Source organism: Methylobacterium sp. J-092 (assembly GCF_022829325.1).
In the GTDB taxonomy this organism is placed as follows: domain Bacteria; phylum Pseudomonadota; class Alphaproteobacteria; order Rhizobiales; family Beijerinckiaceae; genus Methylobacterium.
The window spans coordinates 1-12,848 of sequence record NZ_JAKSXU010000129.1; the positions used below are offsets into that span (position 1 = coordinate 1).

The window sequence follows — 12,848 nt, forward strand, 5'->3', positions numbered from 1 at the left end:
CCCCGACCCGAGATGGCCGCCCGTCACCGACACGGCCTCGATCATCTCCGAGCGAACCGCGTCCGCCACCGCCCGGAGATCGCTCTCCGGAAGCAACCGCAACGCGGACGTCTCGGACAAACCGTCCAAAATCGAGGGGGCGTTTTCTTGAGGTGTCAATGAACCACTCGCTCGCTTATGACGTCCGGCCCGAAAGGCATCCGTGGCAGGCCGCGTCGATCCGAGGCGACCGGCACGCGGTCCGCCTCTCGTGTGACGACGGGGTCGTTCCGACCACGCCTCGACCGAACTCGCCGTCGCCCGCTCGCGGGAACGTTGGTACGGCCGCTGTCATGATAGTGCCAATTACGGACCTTGTGGGATCCGATCAATGTTTCATCCCTCCCTTTTCCCGGTTTCGTGCCTTCGCTGCCACATGAGGCCCGCGTCGCTCCGCATTGTGCTGCCCGGAATCCTGACCATTCTCACCATCGTCTTCAGCACCGGAGCCGAGGCCGATCCCCGCCCGGTCGACGGGGACTTCACGTTCGCGTGTGCCTATCTCGGGGATTGCCCGCCGCGGACCGTGCCGGGTGGGCCCGACCGCGACGTGCGCCCGTTCGAGGGGACGCTCGGGCGGCCGTGCGCGTGGCGCGAGCGCCCGACGCCGTCGGGCCCGCGAAGGATCCGCACGTGCTCCTGAAGCCGGCCCGCCTCGCCGCCGTCGTCCTCCTGCTCGGATGCGGCGCGGCGCGGTCGTCGGACGCCTGCCCGGCGCTGTTCGCCGACGGCCGAGCGCCGGAGCTGACCAACCCGAAGCTCGCCCCCAGGACGCTGGCCCTGTGCTTCGATGCCTACGCGGTGCTCCATTCCGGCGTGGCGCGAACGCCGCTCTACGCCGCGGAGCACCTGACGCGAGCGAGCGTCGCGGCGGCGCGGCTGGTGGAGCGGATCGACGCCTTCCACGACGAGGACCGCGTCCCGCCGGACGACCGCGCGCGGCTCGACGACTACGTCCGCAGCGGCTTCGACCGCGGCCACCTCGCGCCGGCCGGCGACATGCCGACCGGCGAGGCTCAGGCGCAATCCTTCAGCCTCGCCAACATCGTGCCGCAGGATCGCGTGCTGAACCGGAGCCTGTGGGCCGCGATCGAGGAGAGCACCCGCCGGCTCGCGACCCGGCGCGGGCAGCTCTTCGTCGTGACCGGGCCGGTCTACGCGGGCGACGGGCTCGCCTCGATCAACGGCCGGGTGCTGGTGCCGACGCAGATGTTCAAGGCGATCTACGATCCGGTGGCCGGGGAGGGCGGTGCCTGGCTCGCGCCGAACGACGGCAGCGGGACCTTCCAGTCGGTGTCCCTCGCTGCGCTCCGCACCATCGCCGGGATCGACGCCTTCCCGTCGCTGCCGCCGGGCCAGAAGGCCTCGGCGATGACCCTACCGGAGCCGCGCGCCTATTCCCGCGACGACATCGCCAACCATCGTCCCCGCGGACGGGAGCAGACCTGGCAGGACTGGCTCGGCCACGAGGCCGTGCGCGCGCTGCACCGTGCGCTGCGGCAACTGCTCCGCGCGATCTTCTGAGGATCAGCCATGAAGAAATCCAAGGACGGCGAGGCCGCCTTCGAGCCCTTCGCCGACGGGGCCGCGGTGAGGACCATCGGGGCGCTCGCGTTCGAGAACGGCCCGGAGACGATCGCGCTCCACGGCTCCCTCGACCTGACGCGGGACGCGGCGGGCTTGGCCCAGGCGCGTGCGCTCAAGGCCACGGTCGACGCGATCGTCGCGTCGCTCGAGGCGGCGGACCTGCCGGGCAGGGTCGCCGAATCGGCGACGGAACCGACCATCGTGAAGAACCCTTTCGCCTGACGGCGACGGCGATCCGCTCGCTCAGGCGATCCGCACGCTCGTCAGCGCCTCGGCAGCGCGGCGGACCTCGGCGGCGATCAGCTCCTCGCTCGCCCCGTCGATCGGCATGTCGGCCAGGAGCACCGCGACGTCGCGCTTCACATCCTCTCGAACCTCGGGGTCCTCCTCCGACAGGCGCCCGATCAGCACGCCCATCACGATCTCCATCGCCAGCATCTTCGCGTAGAGGCGGGAGACGGCGTCGAGGGGCTCGTCGTCGGGTTCGGACATGGGGTTCCTGACTGTTGTGGATCGCGGTGGCACGAAGGCCCGGCAGTACCGCGCCGTGCGCGTGATCGGCCGGAGCGGGACCGCCGCGCAAGCCCCGCCGGAGATCAACCCCTCGGTCTCGCTGGACGAGGCCCGATCGTCACGGGGCCTGCGTGGTGGGAGAGGGACCCGCCTCCGTCGCTTGCGGCTCGGCGCCCGGCGCCTTGCGCGACACGTAGTACAGGTCGATCGCACGCCAGAAGGCGCCCTGCTCGTCCGACGTGCGACGCGCGAGCGCCGCGTCGAGAAGCGACATCGCTGCACGGGCGGGCGCGTTGCCCTTCACGTCTTCCAGAAGGCTGGCGAAGGTCAGCATGGGGGCGCCTCTCCCGGACGAATGTTTCGAGGAAACGCTCAAGCTCGCGGAACGATCCGGCATGACGGTTCGGCGAGGGCGACGCTTCGGCGAGCGGCTTCGTTCTTGCCTCGTAGGACGGCCGGCCTACCATGCGGCCGGCACGCCGCGCTGCGGCGGTCATGACGAAGGATTGTCGATGCTGTCTGTCAGATCCAGCCGGTGTGCCGCGGTCGCGGCCGTTCTCCTGGCGAGCCTGTCGCTGACGGGGGCGGCGATCGCGCGCGAGATGCCCGACGCGGCGGTCGAGGCGAAGGTCGGCAAGCCCAACGTGGTGATCCTGGCCACCGGCGGCACCATCGCCGGCGCCGGCGCGGATGCCGCCAACAGCGCGACCTACCAGGCGGCCAAGGTCGGCGTCGAGAAGCTGATCGCGGCGGTGCCGCAGATGTCGGCCATCGCCAACGTCCGCGGCGAGCAGGTCTTCCAGATCGCCTCCGAGAGCTTCACCGACGCGCAGCTGGTGCAGCTGGCCAAGCGCGTCTCGCAGCTCGTCAAGCAGAGCGACGTGGACGGCGTGGTCGTCACCCACGGCACGGACACGCTGGAGGAGACGTCGCTGTTCCTCAACCTCGTGGTGAAGACCGACAAGCCGATCGTCGTCGTCGGCTCGATGCGCCCGTCCACCGCCATCTCCGCCGACGGCGCGCTCAACCTGCTCGACGCGGTCGCGGTCGCCGGCAGCAAGGAGGCGATCGGCAAGGGCGTGACGGTGACGATGAACGACCAGATCCAGTCCGGTCGCGACGCCACCAAGCGCACCAACATCGTGCCGAGCGCGTTCTTCAGCCACTGGGGCTCGCTCGGCATGGTGGTCGAGGGCAAGACCTACTTCTTCCGCAGCCTCGACAAGCGCCACGGCACCAGCTCCGAGTTCGACATCGACACGATCGACAGCCTGCCGCTGGTGGCGATCGTCTACGGCTCGGGCAACATGTTCCCCGGCGCCTACAAGGCCGCGGTCGATGCCGGCGCCAAGGCGATCGTCAATGCCGGCACCGGAAACGGCTCGGTGCCGGGCTATCTCGTCGACACGCTGAAGGACATCCGCGCCAAGGGCACGCTGATCATCCGCTCGTCGCGGGTGCCCGACGGGTTCGTGCTGCGCAACGCCGAGCAGCCCGACGACACCTACGACTGGGTCGTCGCGCACGACCTGAACCCGCAGAAGGCGAAGATCCTCGCGGCGGTCGCGCTGACCAAGACCAGCGACACCAAGGAACTGCAACGGATCTTCTGGCAGTACTGAGGCTCGACGCTCCGGCTTCCCCTGCCGTCTTGCCCGTCGCCGCCATCTTACGGTCGGGCAGCGGGCCTAGACGTTCGCATCACGGTCGGCTCACCCGAGCCCGACCACGGACAGGACGGTCTCGGAGCGCTTCGGCTCCGAGCCGTCGAGAGGGCATGCGATGACAGAGATTCATCCGGTGGTCGCGGCGGTGACGGCCCGCATTGTCGAGCGCTCGCGCGACTCGCGGGCCGCCTATCTCGACCTCATCCGGCGCGAGCGGGATTCGGGCGTGCACCGGCCGACGCTGGCCTGCGGCAACCTCGCCCACGGCTTCGCGGCCTCCGGCGAGGACAAGGCCGCGATCCGCTCCGGCCGCGCGATGAACATCGGCATCGTCACCGCCTACAACGACATGCTGTCGGCGCATCAGCCCTACGGACGCTACCCCGAGCAGATCAAGCTGTTCGCCCGCGAGGTCGGCGCGACGGCGCAGGTCGCGGGCGGCACGCCGGCGATGTGCGACGGCGTCACCCAAGGCCAGCGCGGCATGGAGCTGTCGCTGTTCTCGCGCGACGCCATCGCCCTGTCGGCGGCGGTCGCGCTCAGCCACGGCATGTTCGACGGGGCCGCCCTGCTCGGCATCTGCGACAAGATCGTGCCGGGCCTGATCATCGGCGCGCTGCGCTTCGGCCACCTGCCGACGATCCTGATCCCGGCCGGGCCGATGCCGACGGGGATCGCCAACAAGGAGAAGCAGCGCATCCGCCAGCTCTACGCCGAGGGCAAGGTCGGGCGCGAGGAGCTGCTGGAATCGGAATCCGCCTCCTATCACGGGGCCGGCACCTGCACGTTCTACGGCACCGCGAACTCCAATCAGATGATGATGGACGTGATGGGCCTGCACATGCCCGGCGCCTCGTTCATCAATCCGGGCACCAAGCTGCGACAGGCCGTGACTCGCGCCGCGATCCACCGGCTGTCGGAGATCGGCGCGTCGGGCAACGACTACCGGCCGCTCGGGCGCTGCATCGACGAGAAGGCGATCGTCAACGCGGTGGTCGGGCTGCTCGCCACCGGCGGCTCGACCAACCACGCGATCCACCTGCCGGCGATGGCGCGTGCCGCCGGCATCGTTCTCGACTGGGAGGATTTCGACCGGCTGTCCGGTGTGGTGCCGCTGATCGCCCGGGTCTATCCGAACGGCTCCGGCGACGTGAACCATTTCCACGCCGCCGGCGGGATGAGCTTCGTGATGGCGAGCCTGATCGACGCCGGCCTGCTGCACGACGACATCCTCACCGTGTCCGGTTCGCGCCTGCGCGACCACGCCCGCGACCCGAAGCTGTCGGGCGACGCGCTGACCTTCGAGGAGGCGGTGCCCGAGAGCCTCGACGACACGATGCTGCGCAAGCCCGCCGCGCCGTTCCAGGCCGATGGCGGGATGCGCCTGGTGAAGGGAAACCTCGGCCGCGCCACCTTCAAGACCAGCGCCGTGGACGAGCACCGTCGCACGATCGAGGCGCCGGCCCGCGTCTTCGACGACCAGGACGACGTGCTGAAGGCGTTCAAGGCGGGCGAGCTCGAGCGCGACGTGGTCGTTGTGGTTCGCTTCCAGGGCCCCCGCGCCAACGGGATGCCGGAACTGCACAAGCTCACGCCGCAGCTCGGCGTGCTGCAGGACCGCGGCCACAAGGTCGCCCTGGTCACGGACGGCCGGATGTCGGGTGCGTCGGGCAAGGTGCCGGCGGCGATCCATCTCAGCCCGGAGGCGCTCGGCGGCGGCCTCATCGCGAAGATCCGCGACGGCGACATCGTGCGGCTCAGCGCGGAGGAAGGGCTGCTGCAGGTGCTCGTCGACGACGCGGAACTCGCCGCCCGCGACGAGGCCGCGGCGCCGCCGCCGGCCACCGGGACCGGGCGGGAGCTGTTCGCCTTCATGCGCCACGGCGCCGACGGGGCCGAGCAGGGCGCCTCGGCGATGCTCGCGGCCGCCGGCCTATGATCACGAAACGGGAGATCCAATCATGACCGGCATCGACGCGCTGATGCGCACCGTCCCCGTGATCCCCGTCCTCGTGATCGAGGACGTCGAGCATGCCGAGCCGATCGCACGAGCCCTGGTCGAGGGCGGCCTGACCGCGCTCGAGGTCACGCTCCGCACGCCGGCCGCCCTCGACGTGATCCGCGCAATGTCGCGGGTGGAGGGCGCGGTGGTCGGGGCGGGAACGGTCCTCAACGAGCGCGACCTCGACGCGGCGATCGAAGCCGGCGCGACGTTCATCGTCAGCCCCGGCCTCACCCCGCCGCTCACCGAGGCGGCGTTGAAGCGCGGCATCCCCTACCTGCCGGGGGTGGCGAATGCCGCCGACATCATGCGCGGGCTCGACCACGGGCTCGACCGGTTCAAGTTCTTCCCGGCGGAAGCGTCCGGCGGGATCAAGGCGCTGAAGGCGCTGGCCGCCCCGTTCGGGCAGGTCCGGTTCTGCCCGACCGGCGGCATCTCCGAGGCGACGGCGCCGGACTGGCTCGCGCTCGACGCAGTTCTCTGCGTCGGCGGAAGCTGGGTCGTGAAGCCCGGCGCGCCGGACGTGGACGCGATCCGCAAGGCCGCCCTGGCGGCGACCGGCCTGCGGCACTAGGCGCACGAAAACGCCCGCCCCGGTTTCCCGGAGCGGGCGCAACGTCTCGAACCGGATCGATGCCGATCCGCTATCGTCGATCAGCAATCGTTCTTGGCAGCCTGCGCGGCGGTCGGGTTGCCCTTGTCCTGGGCGTTGACGTCCGCCGGCGAGGTGGCTCCGGCGGCGGAACCGGCCTTGTTCATCGCGCCGACGGTGCCGGGCGACTCGCCCTTGGCGCCGGGGCTGGTGTTGGCGGTGGCCTTCGGATCGACCGTCGAGGCCTTGCTGGCGTCCTTGTCGGGGGTGACGGTGGTTCCGGTCGAGCACGGCGCGGCGAACGCGGCCGACGACATCAGAACGAGAGCGGCGGCACCGGCGAAAGTGGTGATCTTGGTCATGCGTTTCTCCGCAGTTTCTTGAGGCGGGTATCAAACGTCAGGACCGCCGGAGGGTTCCTTTATTATTTCAACCTGGCAATGCGGACGGGTGAACCCTCCCGCATTGCTGTACGGCGACTTCGAGCGACGACGATGAGCCGTCTAACGGCGGTGTCTTACGTTTTGCAGCCGGGACTATTCCGCTGGCGCGACGGCGCGAAGCTCGCGCGGGCTGAACCGGCCGTCCCCCGTGCTCTGCATGTCGACCCGGCGCTGATGGTGCTCGTGCAGGGTCGAGCGATGGCCGATCGAGACGATCGTGGTGTTGGGCAGGGTCTCGCGCAGCATCCGGTAGATGCCGGCCTCGCTCGGCTCGTCGAGGGCGGCGGTGGATTCGTCGAGGAACAGCCATTCGGGCTTGGCCAGCACCGCGCGAGCGATCGCCAGGCGCTGCTGCTCGCCGCCGGACAGGCGCTGGTCCCAGGCGTCGACCTCGTCCAGGCGATCGACCAGAGCCGGCAGTTGCGCCGCGACCAGCGCCTCGCGGATCGCCGCGTCCGGAAACTGGTCGGTTGTGTTCGGGTAGCACACGGCACCGCGCAGCGTGCCGAGGGGAATGTAGGGCCGCTGCGGCAGCACCAGGGCCGATTGGCCGGCGGGCACGTCGATCCGGCCCTTGCCGAACGGCCAGATCCCGGCGATCGCGCGGAACAGGGTCGACTTGCCGGAGCCCGAGGGGCCGGTGACGAGCGTCGACGCGCCCTTCGTCATCGCAAGGCTGTCGGCGGTGACGATCGTCCGCCCGTCGGGCAGGGCGAGCGTCAGCCCGGTCGCGGTCACGTCGGACCCGGTGGCGTTGCCGTGGCCGAGCCCGTCGGAGGCGGCGGAATAGGCTTCGGCCAGCGTCATCGCGCGCTTGAACGAGGCGAGACGGTTGGTGTTGGCCTTGTAGGCCGCGATCGTGACGTAGGAGTTGATGAAGAACGACAGCGACGACTGCACGCTGGAGAAGGCGTCGCCGGTCTGCTGGAACTGTCCGAGGGTGATCTTCTTGAGGAAGTAGCTCGGCGCGGCGAGGATGTAGGGAAACACCACGCTGATCTGGCTGTAGGACAGCGTGAAGCTGCCGAGCTTGATCCGCCGGTAGATGATGCCGAGGTAGTTGTCGATGATCTCGCCGAACAGGCTCTTCAGCCTGACGTTCTCCGCGCGCTCGCCGCGCAGGAGCGCGATCTGCTCGGAGTAGATCCGCGAGCGGGCGAGCGAGAAGCGGAAGTCGGCCTCGACCTTCTCCTGCCGGAAGTCGAGCCCGATCAGCGGGCGTCCGATCAGGTGCGTCAGCCAGGTGCCGACCAGCGCGTAGCCGACGACGAGCCAGACCAGGAAGCCCGGGACCACGGTGTCGGTGAACGGCAAGACGAAATCGCGCGACAGGCCCCACAGGATGACCATGAACGAGACCAGGGTCGCCGCCTGTGACAGCAGGCGGATCGAGAGCGTCGTCGTCTGCGAGATGAACAGGTTGACGTCGCTCTGGATGCGCTGGTCCGGGTTGTCCGCGTGCTCGCCGGTGAAGGGGATGCGGTAATGCGTGCCGCCGTCGAGCCAACGCTCGTAGAAGCTCCGGGTCAGCCAGGTCCGCCAGCGCAGGTGGAGCGACGCGTCGACGAAGGTGTCGAACATGCCGACCACGACCCAGATCGTGGCGAGCGGGGCGAAGATCCAGACGAGCTGGTACCAGAACGCGTCGGCATTGTACTCCTGCAGCGCATTGAACAGGTCGCGGAACCAGAAGTTCAGGCGCAGCTGCAGCGCTACCTGGGCGAAGGTGATGAAGATCGACAGCGCCACCAGCCGCTGCCCGACCTTGCCCTCGGTGTTGCCGAAGAAGCGGAACGGGCCGATCTCCCGGGTCGGCGCCTCGCGGCTGGCGAAGTACGGATCGGCGATCAGGGTGATCGCGCGGATCGGCTTCAGGTAGGAGATCGCCAGGACCAGCCCGCCGAACACCACGGCGCCCGTGGCCGCGAAGTCCGGCGGGAGCAGGGCGGCGAGCGTCGGCGGCAGCGCTCCCATCGCGGCCAGCGTCTTGCCGCCGGCGAGCACGAGGTAGCCGATCCCGTAGACCGAGACGAAGACCTTCAGGTAGGCGGAGAGGTTGGCCGAGGCGAGCAGGATGCCGGCCATGGCGAAGCCCGCGAGCGAGACGTAGAGCGGCGGGGCGGGGACGCCGGGTGCCGCCAGCAGCGCGAGGGCGGCGAGCGCCGTGAGGACGGCCTGCAGGCCGAGCCCGCTTCGAAGTGCGGCCACGCGCGTCTCCCGGAAATCTTGACGATCGGCTCCGTTCGCGAAGCCCTTCCCGGCGGCAGTGACCGCGGGTCGTGGCGAGATCGTGGCACCGGCCAGGGCGCGACGCTCAACCGCGCGTGAGCCGGCCGCCTACCAGTTCCATTCCTCGAAGCCCGGCTCGCGACAGCGATAGCCGATCGGGCATTGCGGGTTGTCGCGGGTGGGCACGAGGCGAAGCTCGGCGATCTCGGACAGGTCGCAGAAGCTGCGGTCGCGCACGATGCGCTCGGGCTGCGCGCCGCCGACCGCGATCGTCACGTCGCCGCCGCGCTTGACCATCTCCATCGCGTCCGCGCAGGCGATGCGCGGTGTCGCCTGCCGCGTCTGCGCCGAGGCCGGCCCCGACGCGAGGGCGATCACAAGAGCCGTGGCGAAGCATCTCATCGCTGGGAATCGGGCGCCTCGTTGGCTCGCCCTGAAGGGAGCGGCGCGCGAGCATGGCAGTGAATTGGTGCACCCGCCATTGCACCGATGCAACGCCGGAAGTGTCGCGTCGAAGACCCACCTGCGATCCGTCGCCGCCGCAGCGCCGTATTCGCGCGTTTAGGGATTTCGCGCCGCGCAAGACTTGTTAAGATTTCGTCGCCCGCGGTGCGCAGTCTGCGAATCGCTGGATCTTCGAGGCGGCGTCCCGGCGGACCTTCGGCATCTCCATCGCTCCCGCGTCGCGACGGACGGGCGCACGGAAGATTTCGGCGTCGGATGCGTGCGGCCCACGAAGGGGAGGGCGGGATGACGATGGCGGCGGGGCTCGAGGCGTACCCGACGGAACAGAGCAGCGGAGCGGGCCGTCCCGTTTCGAAGCGCTGGGTCGCGCTGTTCGTCGCGCTCGCCGCCGGCTGGGGCACGCTTTTCGGGTATAGCGTGACGTTCCTCAGCGAAGATCTCCCGTTCAGGCCGGCCGCCGCCGCCCCGCCGGAGGTGCCCGCCTTCGGCTTCCCCCCCTTGCCGCAGACCATCGCCGTCGCGGCCGCCACGCCGGTGCCCGAAGTACAGGTGCCGCGCGTCGTCGAAGCGCCGGCTCCGGTCGTCGCGGCGGTCTCGGCACCGGCCGCTGCTTCGGTGCCCGCACCGCCGCCGCGGGTGGAGCGCGCCGAGTACGTCGGGACCTGGGGCCCGACCGAGGCCGCCTGCGGCAAGCGCTCGCGCCGACGCGGCTACATCCCCGCGACGATCACGCCCGAGCGCGCCAGTGCCGGGCGGACGATCTGCAGCTTCCACGACGGCCGACGCGTCGGGAACGCCTGGACCATGGCCGCGGACTGCGCCGAGCGCGGCCGGCGCTGGTCCTCCCAGGTCCGCCTCGTCGTCGACGGCGACCGCCTGACCTGGACGAGCGGCAAGGGCACCGCATCCTACGTCCGCTGCGGAAAGCGGGCGGGCTGACACGGCGCGTCGTCGATCGCTCCTGTCGTCCTTTTCGCAGAATCGCCGCTGCGGCTCTCGTCGACTTCCCCGTTGAAAGGCTTGAAGCGCGTCGCGTCAGAGCCTCCCGCTCAGGATGTCCGCGGGAGGCCGCGCGCGCGCGGCCAATGGTCGAGACAGATCTGCCGCAGGCTTCCCCGAAGCCGCCCGAGCCCCCTCGTCGTCCAAGCGTCCGCTCGCCGATCGTTTCACAGCGTCGGGAAGACGGCGCCGACCCGGGCCCAAGCGCAACGAAAAAAGGGGCCGCCTCGCGGCGACCCCCTTCCGACGTTGCAATGGTGGCTCGGACTTAGAAGTCCATCCCGCCGCCCATGCCGCCCATGCCGCCGCCGCCGCCCATGGGGGCGCCGCTGTCCTTCTTCGGAGAGTCGGCGATCATGGCTTCGGTGGTGACGAGCAGGCCGGCGACCGAGGCCGCGTCCTGCAGGGCGGTGCGCACGACCTTGGCCGGGTCGATGATGCCGGCCTGGATCATGTCGACGTACTCTTCCGTCTGGGCGTTGAAGCCGTAGGACTCGGAGCTGGTGTTGTCGGTGATCTTGCCGACGACGATGGAGCCCTCGACGCCCGAGTTCTGGGCGATCTGACGGATCGGGGCCTCGAGCGCCTTCAGCACGATCTTGATGCCGGCCTGGACGTCGGGGTTGTCGCTCGAGAGGGCGGCGACCGCCTTCTTGGCGCGGAGCAGGGCGGTGCCGCCGCCGGGGACGATGCCCTCTTCCACCGCAGCGCGGGTGGCGTTGAGCGCGTCGTCGACGCGGTCCTTCTTCTCCTTGACCTCGACCTCGGTCGCGCCGCCGACGCGGATGACCGCGACGCCGCCGGCGAGCTTGGCCAGGCGCTCCTGGAGCTTCTCACGGTCGTAGTCCGAGGTGGTCTCCTCGATCTGCGCCTTGATCTGCCCGACGCGCGCCTCGATGTCGGCCTTCTCGCCCGAACCGTCGATGATCGTCGTGGTCTCCTTCTCGATGCGGATCCGCTTGGCGCGGCCGAGCATCGGCAGGGTGACGTTCTCGAGCTTGATGCCGAGATCCTCGGCGATCATCTGGCCCTGCGTGAGGATCGCGATGTCCTCGAGCATCGCCTTGCGGCGATCGCCGAAGCCCGGCGCCTTCACGGCCGCGACCTTCAGGCCGCCGCGCAGCTTGTTGACCACGAGGGTGGCGAGCGCCTCGCCCTCGATGTCCTCGGCGATGATGACCAGCGGCTTGCCGGTCTGCACCACGGCCTCGAGCACCGGCAGCATCGCCTGGAGCGACGACAGCTTCTTCTCGTGGATGAGGATGTAGGGGTCCTCGAGCTCGGCGACCATCTTCTCCGCGTTCGTGATGAAGTACGGGGACAGGTAGCCGCGGTCGAACTGCATGCCCTCGACGACGTCGAGCTCGGTCTCGGCGGTCTTGGCTTCCTCGACGGTGATGACACCCTCGTTGCCGACCTTCTGCATCGCGTGGGCGATCATCTCGCCGATTTCCTTGTCGCCGTTCGACGAGATCGTGCCGACCTGGGCGACCTCCTCGGACGAGGCGACCTTCTTGGAGCGCGCGATGATGTCCTTGACCGCGGCGGCCGTGGCGAGGTCGATGCCGCGCTTCAGGTCCATCGGGTTCATGCCGGCGGCGACGTACTTGGCGCCTTCGCGGACAATCGCCTGGGCGAGCACGGTCGCGGTGGTGGTGCCGTCACCGGCGATGTCGTTGGTCTTCGAGGCCACTTCGCGCACCATCTGGGCGCCCATGTTCTCGAACTTGTCGGAGAGCTCGATCTCCTTGGCGACGGTGACGCCGTCCTTGGTGATGCGCGGCGCGCCGAAGCTCTTCTCGATCACGACGTTGCGGCCCTTGGGGCCGAGCGTCACCTTGACGGCATCCGCGAGGATGTCGACGCCGCGGAGCATCTTGTCGCGCGCGTCGGAGGAGAAACGAACGTCTTTCGCTGCCATGTGCAGGATTCCTTTTCGTTGGTGGAGAAGCCCCAAGACCCGGGCGGGCCTCGAAGGGCGGTTACGTCAGGTGTCCGAAGACCTCAGGCGACGACGCCCATGATGTCGGATTCCTTCATGATCAGGAGATCCTGACCGTCGATCTTGACCTCGGTGCCCGACCACTTGCCGAACAGGACGCGGTCGCCGGCCTTGACGTCGAGCGCGTTGATGCGGCCGGCCTCGTCGCGGGCGCCCGGGCCGACGGCGACGATCTCGCCTTCCTGCGGCTTCTCCTTGGCGGTGTCGGGGATGATGATGCCGCCCTTGGTCTTCTCTTCGCCTTCGATGCGGCGGACGACGACCCGGTCGTGCAGCGGACGGAACTTCATGAGCTGCCCTCTTGTTTGAA

14 protein-coding genes are annotated in these 12,848 nt (G+C 69.6%); 6 read left to right on the forward strand and 8 right to left on the reverse strand.

What is annotated here, in order from left to right; translation table 11 throughout:
- The coding region (locus MKK60_RS15775; RefSeq protein WP_243936377.1) for a 1-deoxy-D-xylulose-5-phosphate synthase N-terminal domain-containing protein at positions 1-159 on the reverse strand (159 nt) is incomplete at its 3' end.
- Between the two features lie 513 nt (positions 160-672).
- Here MKK60_RS15775 and MKK60_RS15780 point away from each other — a divergent pair.
- Both MKK60_RS15780 and MKK60_RS15785 read left to right on the forward strand, forming a co-directional pair.
- Complete coding sequence (locus tag MKK60_RS15780; RefSeq protein WP_405042548.1) at positions 673-1,563, forward strand: DNA/RNA non-specific endonuclease; 891 nt, start codon at positions 673-675, stop codon at positions 1,561-1,563.
- A 9-nt stretch (positions 1,564-1,572) separates the two neighbouring features.
- Positions 1,573-1,848 carry a hypothetical protein gene (locus MKK60_RS15785; protein WP_243987088.1) on the forward strand — a complete coding sequence of 92 codons (276 nt, stop codon included), beginning with the start codon at positions 1,573-1,575 and terminating at the stop codon, positions 1,846-1,848.
- Between the two features lie 21 nt (positions 1,849-1,869).
- Here the strand turns inward: MKK60_RS15785 and MKK60_RS15790 are convergent, their stop codons facing one another.
- Together MKK60_RS15790 and MKK60_RS15795 are read right to left on the reverse strand one after the other, a co-directional pair.
- Positions 1,870-2,118 (reverse strand): hypothetical protein, encoded by a 249-nt coding sequence (locus tag MKK60_RS15790; RefSeq protein ID WP_147725393.1) that lies wholly within the window; start codon positions 2,116-2,118, stop codon positions 1,870-1,872.
- A gap of 139 nt (positions 2,119-2,257) precedes the next feature.
- Positions 2,258-2,473, reverse strand: a complete 216-nt coding sequence (locus MKK60_RS15795; protein WP_147725394.1) for a hypothetical protein — start codon at positions 2,471-2,473, stop codon at positions 2,258-2,260.
- 178 nt (positions 2,474-2,651) lie between these two features.
- On the opposite strand from MKK60_RS15795, the gene MKK60_RS15800 reads away from it, so the two are divergent.
- The 3 genes from MKK60_RS15800 (at position 2,652) to eda (ending at position 6,382) form a co-directional block, all read left to right on the forward strand.
- A complete protein-coding gene (locus tag MKK60_RS15800) occupies positions 2,652-3,761 on the forward strand; it encodes a type II asparaginase (protein WP_243987099.1) in 1,110 nt (369 codons plus the stop codon).
- 160 nt (positions 3,762-3,921) lie between these two features.
- Entirely contained in the window at positions 3,922-5,745 is a 1,824-nt protein-coding gene (gene edd / locus MKK60_RS15805; RefSeq protein ID WP_147725396.1) for a phosphogluconate dehydratase, read from the forward strand.
- A 22-nt stretch (positions 5,746-5,767) separates the two neighbouring features.
- The gene (gene eda, locus MKK60_RS15810; protein ID WP_243987101.1) at positions 5,768-6,382 is read left to right on the forward strand and encodes a bifunctional 4-hydroxy-2-oxoglutarate aldolase/2-dehydro-3-deoxy-phosphogluconate aldolase; all 615 of its coding nucleotides are present in this window, start codon (positions 5,768-5,770) and stop codon (positions 6,380-6,382) included.
- A gap of 80 nt (positions 6,383-6,462) precedes the next feature.
- Here eda and MKK60_RS15815 read toward each other — a convergent pair whose 3' ends face one another.
- From MKK60_RS15815 to MKK60_RS15825, 3 genes are all read right to left on the reverse strand, one after another.
- Positions 6,463-6,762, reverse strand: coding sequence for a hypothetical protein (locus MKK60_RS15815; protein ID WP_147725398.1), 300 nt, complete (start codon positions 6,760-6,762; stop codon positions 6,463-6,465).
- A 174-nt stretch (positions 6,763-6,936) separates the two neighbouring features.
- A complete protein-coding gene (locus tag MKK60_RS15820) occupies positions 6,937-9,051 on the reverse strand; it encodes an ABC transporter ATP-binding protein/permease (protein WP_243987103.1) in 2,115 nt (704 codons plus the stop codon).
- A 129-nt stretch (positions 9,052-9,180) separates the two neighbouring features.
- Entirely contained in the window at positions 9,181-9,474 is a 294-nt protein-coding gene (locus tag MKK60_RS15825; RefSeq protein ID WP_147841289.1) for a hypothetical protein, read from the reverse strand.
- A 318-nt stretch (positions 9,475-9,792) separates the two neighbouring features.
- Here MKK60_RS15825 and MKK60_RS15830 point away from each other — a divergent pair, with 318 nt between their 5' ends.
- On the forward strand, positions 9,793-10,476 hold the full coding sequence (locus MKK60_RS15830) for a peptidase inhibitor family I36 protein (protein ID WP_243987105.1): 684 nt from the start codon (positions 9,793-9,795) through the stop codon (positions 10,474-10,476).
- A gap of 328 nt (positions 10,477-10,804) precedes the next feature.
- On the opposite strand, the gene groL is transcribed toward MKK60_RS15830, so the two are convergent.
- Both groL and groES read right to left on the reverse strand, forming a co-directional pair.
- The gene (groL, locus tag MKK60_RS15835) at positions 10,805-12,457 is read right to left on the reverse strand and encodes a chaperonin GroEL (RefSeq protein WP_147725401.1); all 1,653 of its coding nucleotides are present in this window, start codon (positions 12,455-12,457) and stop codon (positions 10,805-10,807) included.
- Positions 12,458-12,540: 83 nt separating this feature from the next.
- Positions 12,541-12,828 carry a co-chaperone GroES gene (groES, locus tag MKK60_RS15840; RefSeq protein ID WP_055886789.1) on the reverse strand — a complete coding sequence of 96 codons (288 nt, stop codon included), beginning with the start codon at positions 12,826-12,828 and terminating at the stop codon, positions 12,541-12,543.
- Positions 12,829-12,848 lie beyond the last annotated feature (20 nt).

Excerpts from the sequence above, each read along its gene's own strand:
- groES (WP_055886789.1), bottom strand. The coding sequence starts at position 12,828 with ATGAAGTTCCGTCCGCTGCACGACCGGGTCGTCGTCCGCCGCATCGAA.
- eda (WP_243987101.1), top strand. The coding sequence starts at position 5,768 with ATGACCGGCATCGACGCGCTGATGCGCACCGTCCCCGTGATCCCCGTC.
- MKK60_RS15785 (WP_243987088.1), top strand. The coding sequence starts at position 1,573 with ATGAAGAAATCCAAGGACGGCGAGGCCGCCTTCGAGCCCTTCGCCGAC.
- MKK60_RS15790 (WP_147725393.1), bottom strand. The coding sequence starts at position 2,118 with ATGTCCGAACCCGACGACGAGCCCCTCGACGCCGTCTCCCGCCTCTAC.
- MKK60_RS15795 (WP_147725394.1), bottom strand. The coding sequence starts at position 2,473 with ATGCTGACCTTCGCCAGCCTTCTGGAAGACGTGAAGGGCAACGCGCCC.
- groL (WP_147725401.1), bottom strand. The coding sequence starts at position 12,457 with ATGGCAGCGAAAGACGTTCGTTTCTCCTCCGACGCGCGCGACAAGATG.
- edd (WP_147725396.1), top strand. The coding sequence starts at position 3,922 with ATGACAGAGATTCATCCGGTGGTCGCGGCGGTGACGGCCCGCATTGTC.
- MKK60_RS15815 (WP_147725398.1), bottom strand. The coding sequence starts at position 6,762 with ATGACCAAGATCACCACTTTCGCCGGTGCCGCCGCTCTCGTTCTGATG.
- MKK60_RS15800 (WP_243987099.1), top strand. The coding sequence starts at position 2,652 with ATGCTGTCTGTCAGATCCAGCCGGTGTGCCGCGGTCGCGGCCGTTCTC.
- MKK60_RS15825 (WP_147841289.1), bottom strand. The coding sequence starts at position 9,474 with ATGAGATGCTTCGCCACGGCTCTTGTGATCGCCCTCGCGTCGGGGCCG.
- MKK60_RS15830 (WP_243987105.1), top strand. The coding sequence starts at position 9,793 with ATGCGTGCGGCCCACGAAGGGGAGGGCGGGATGACGATGGCGGCGGGG.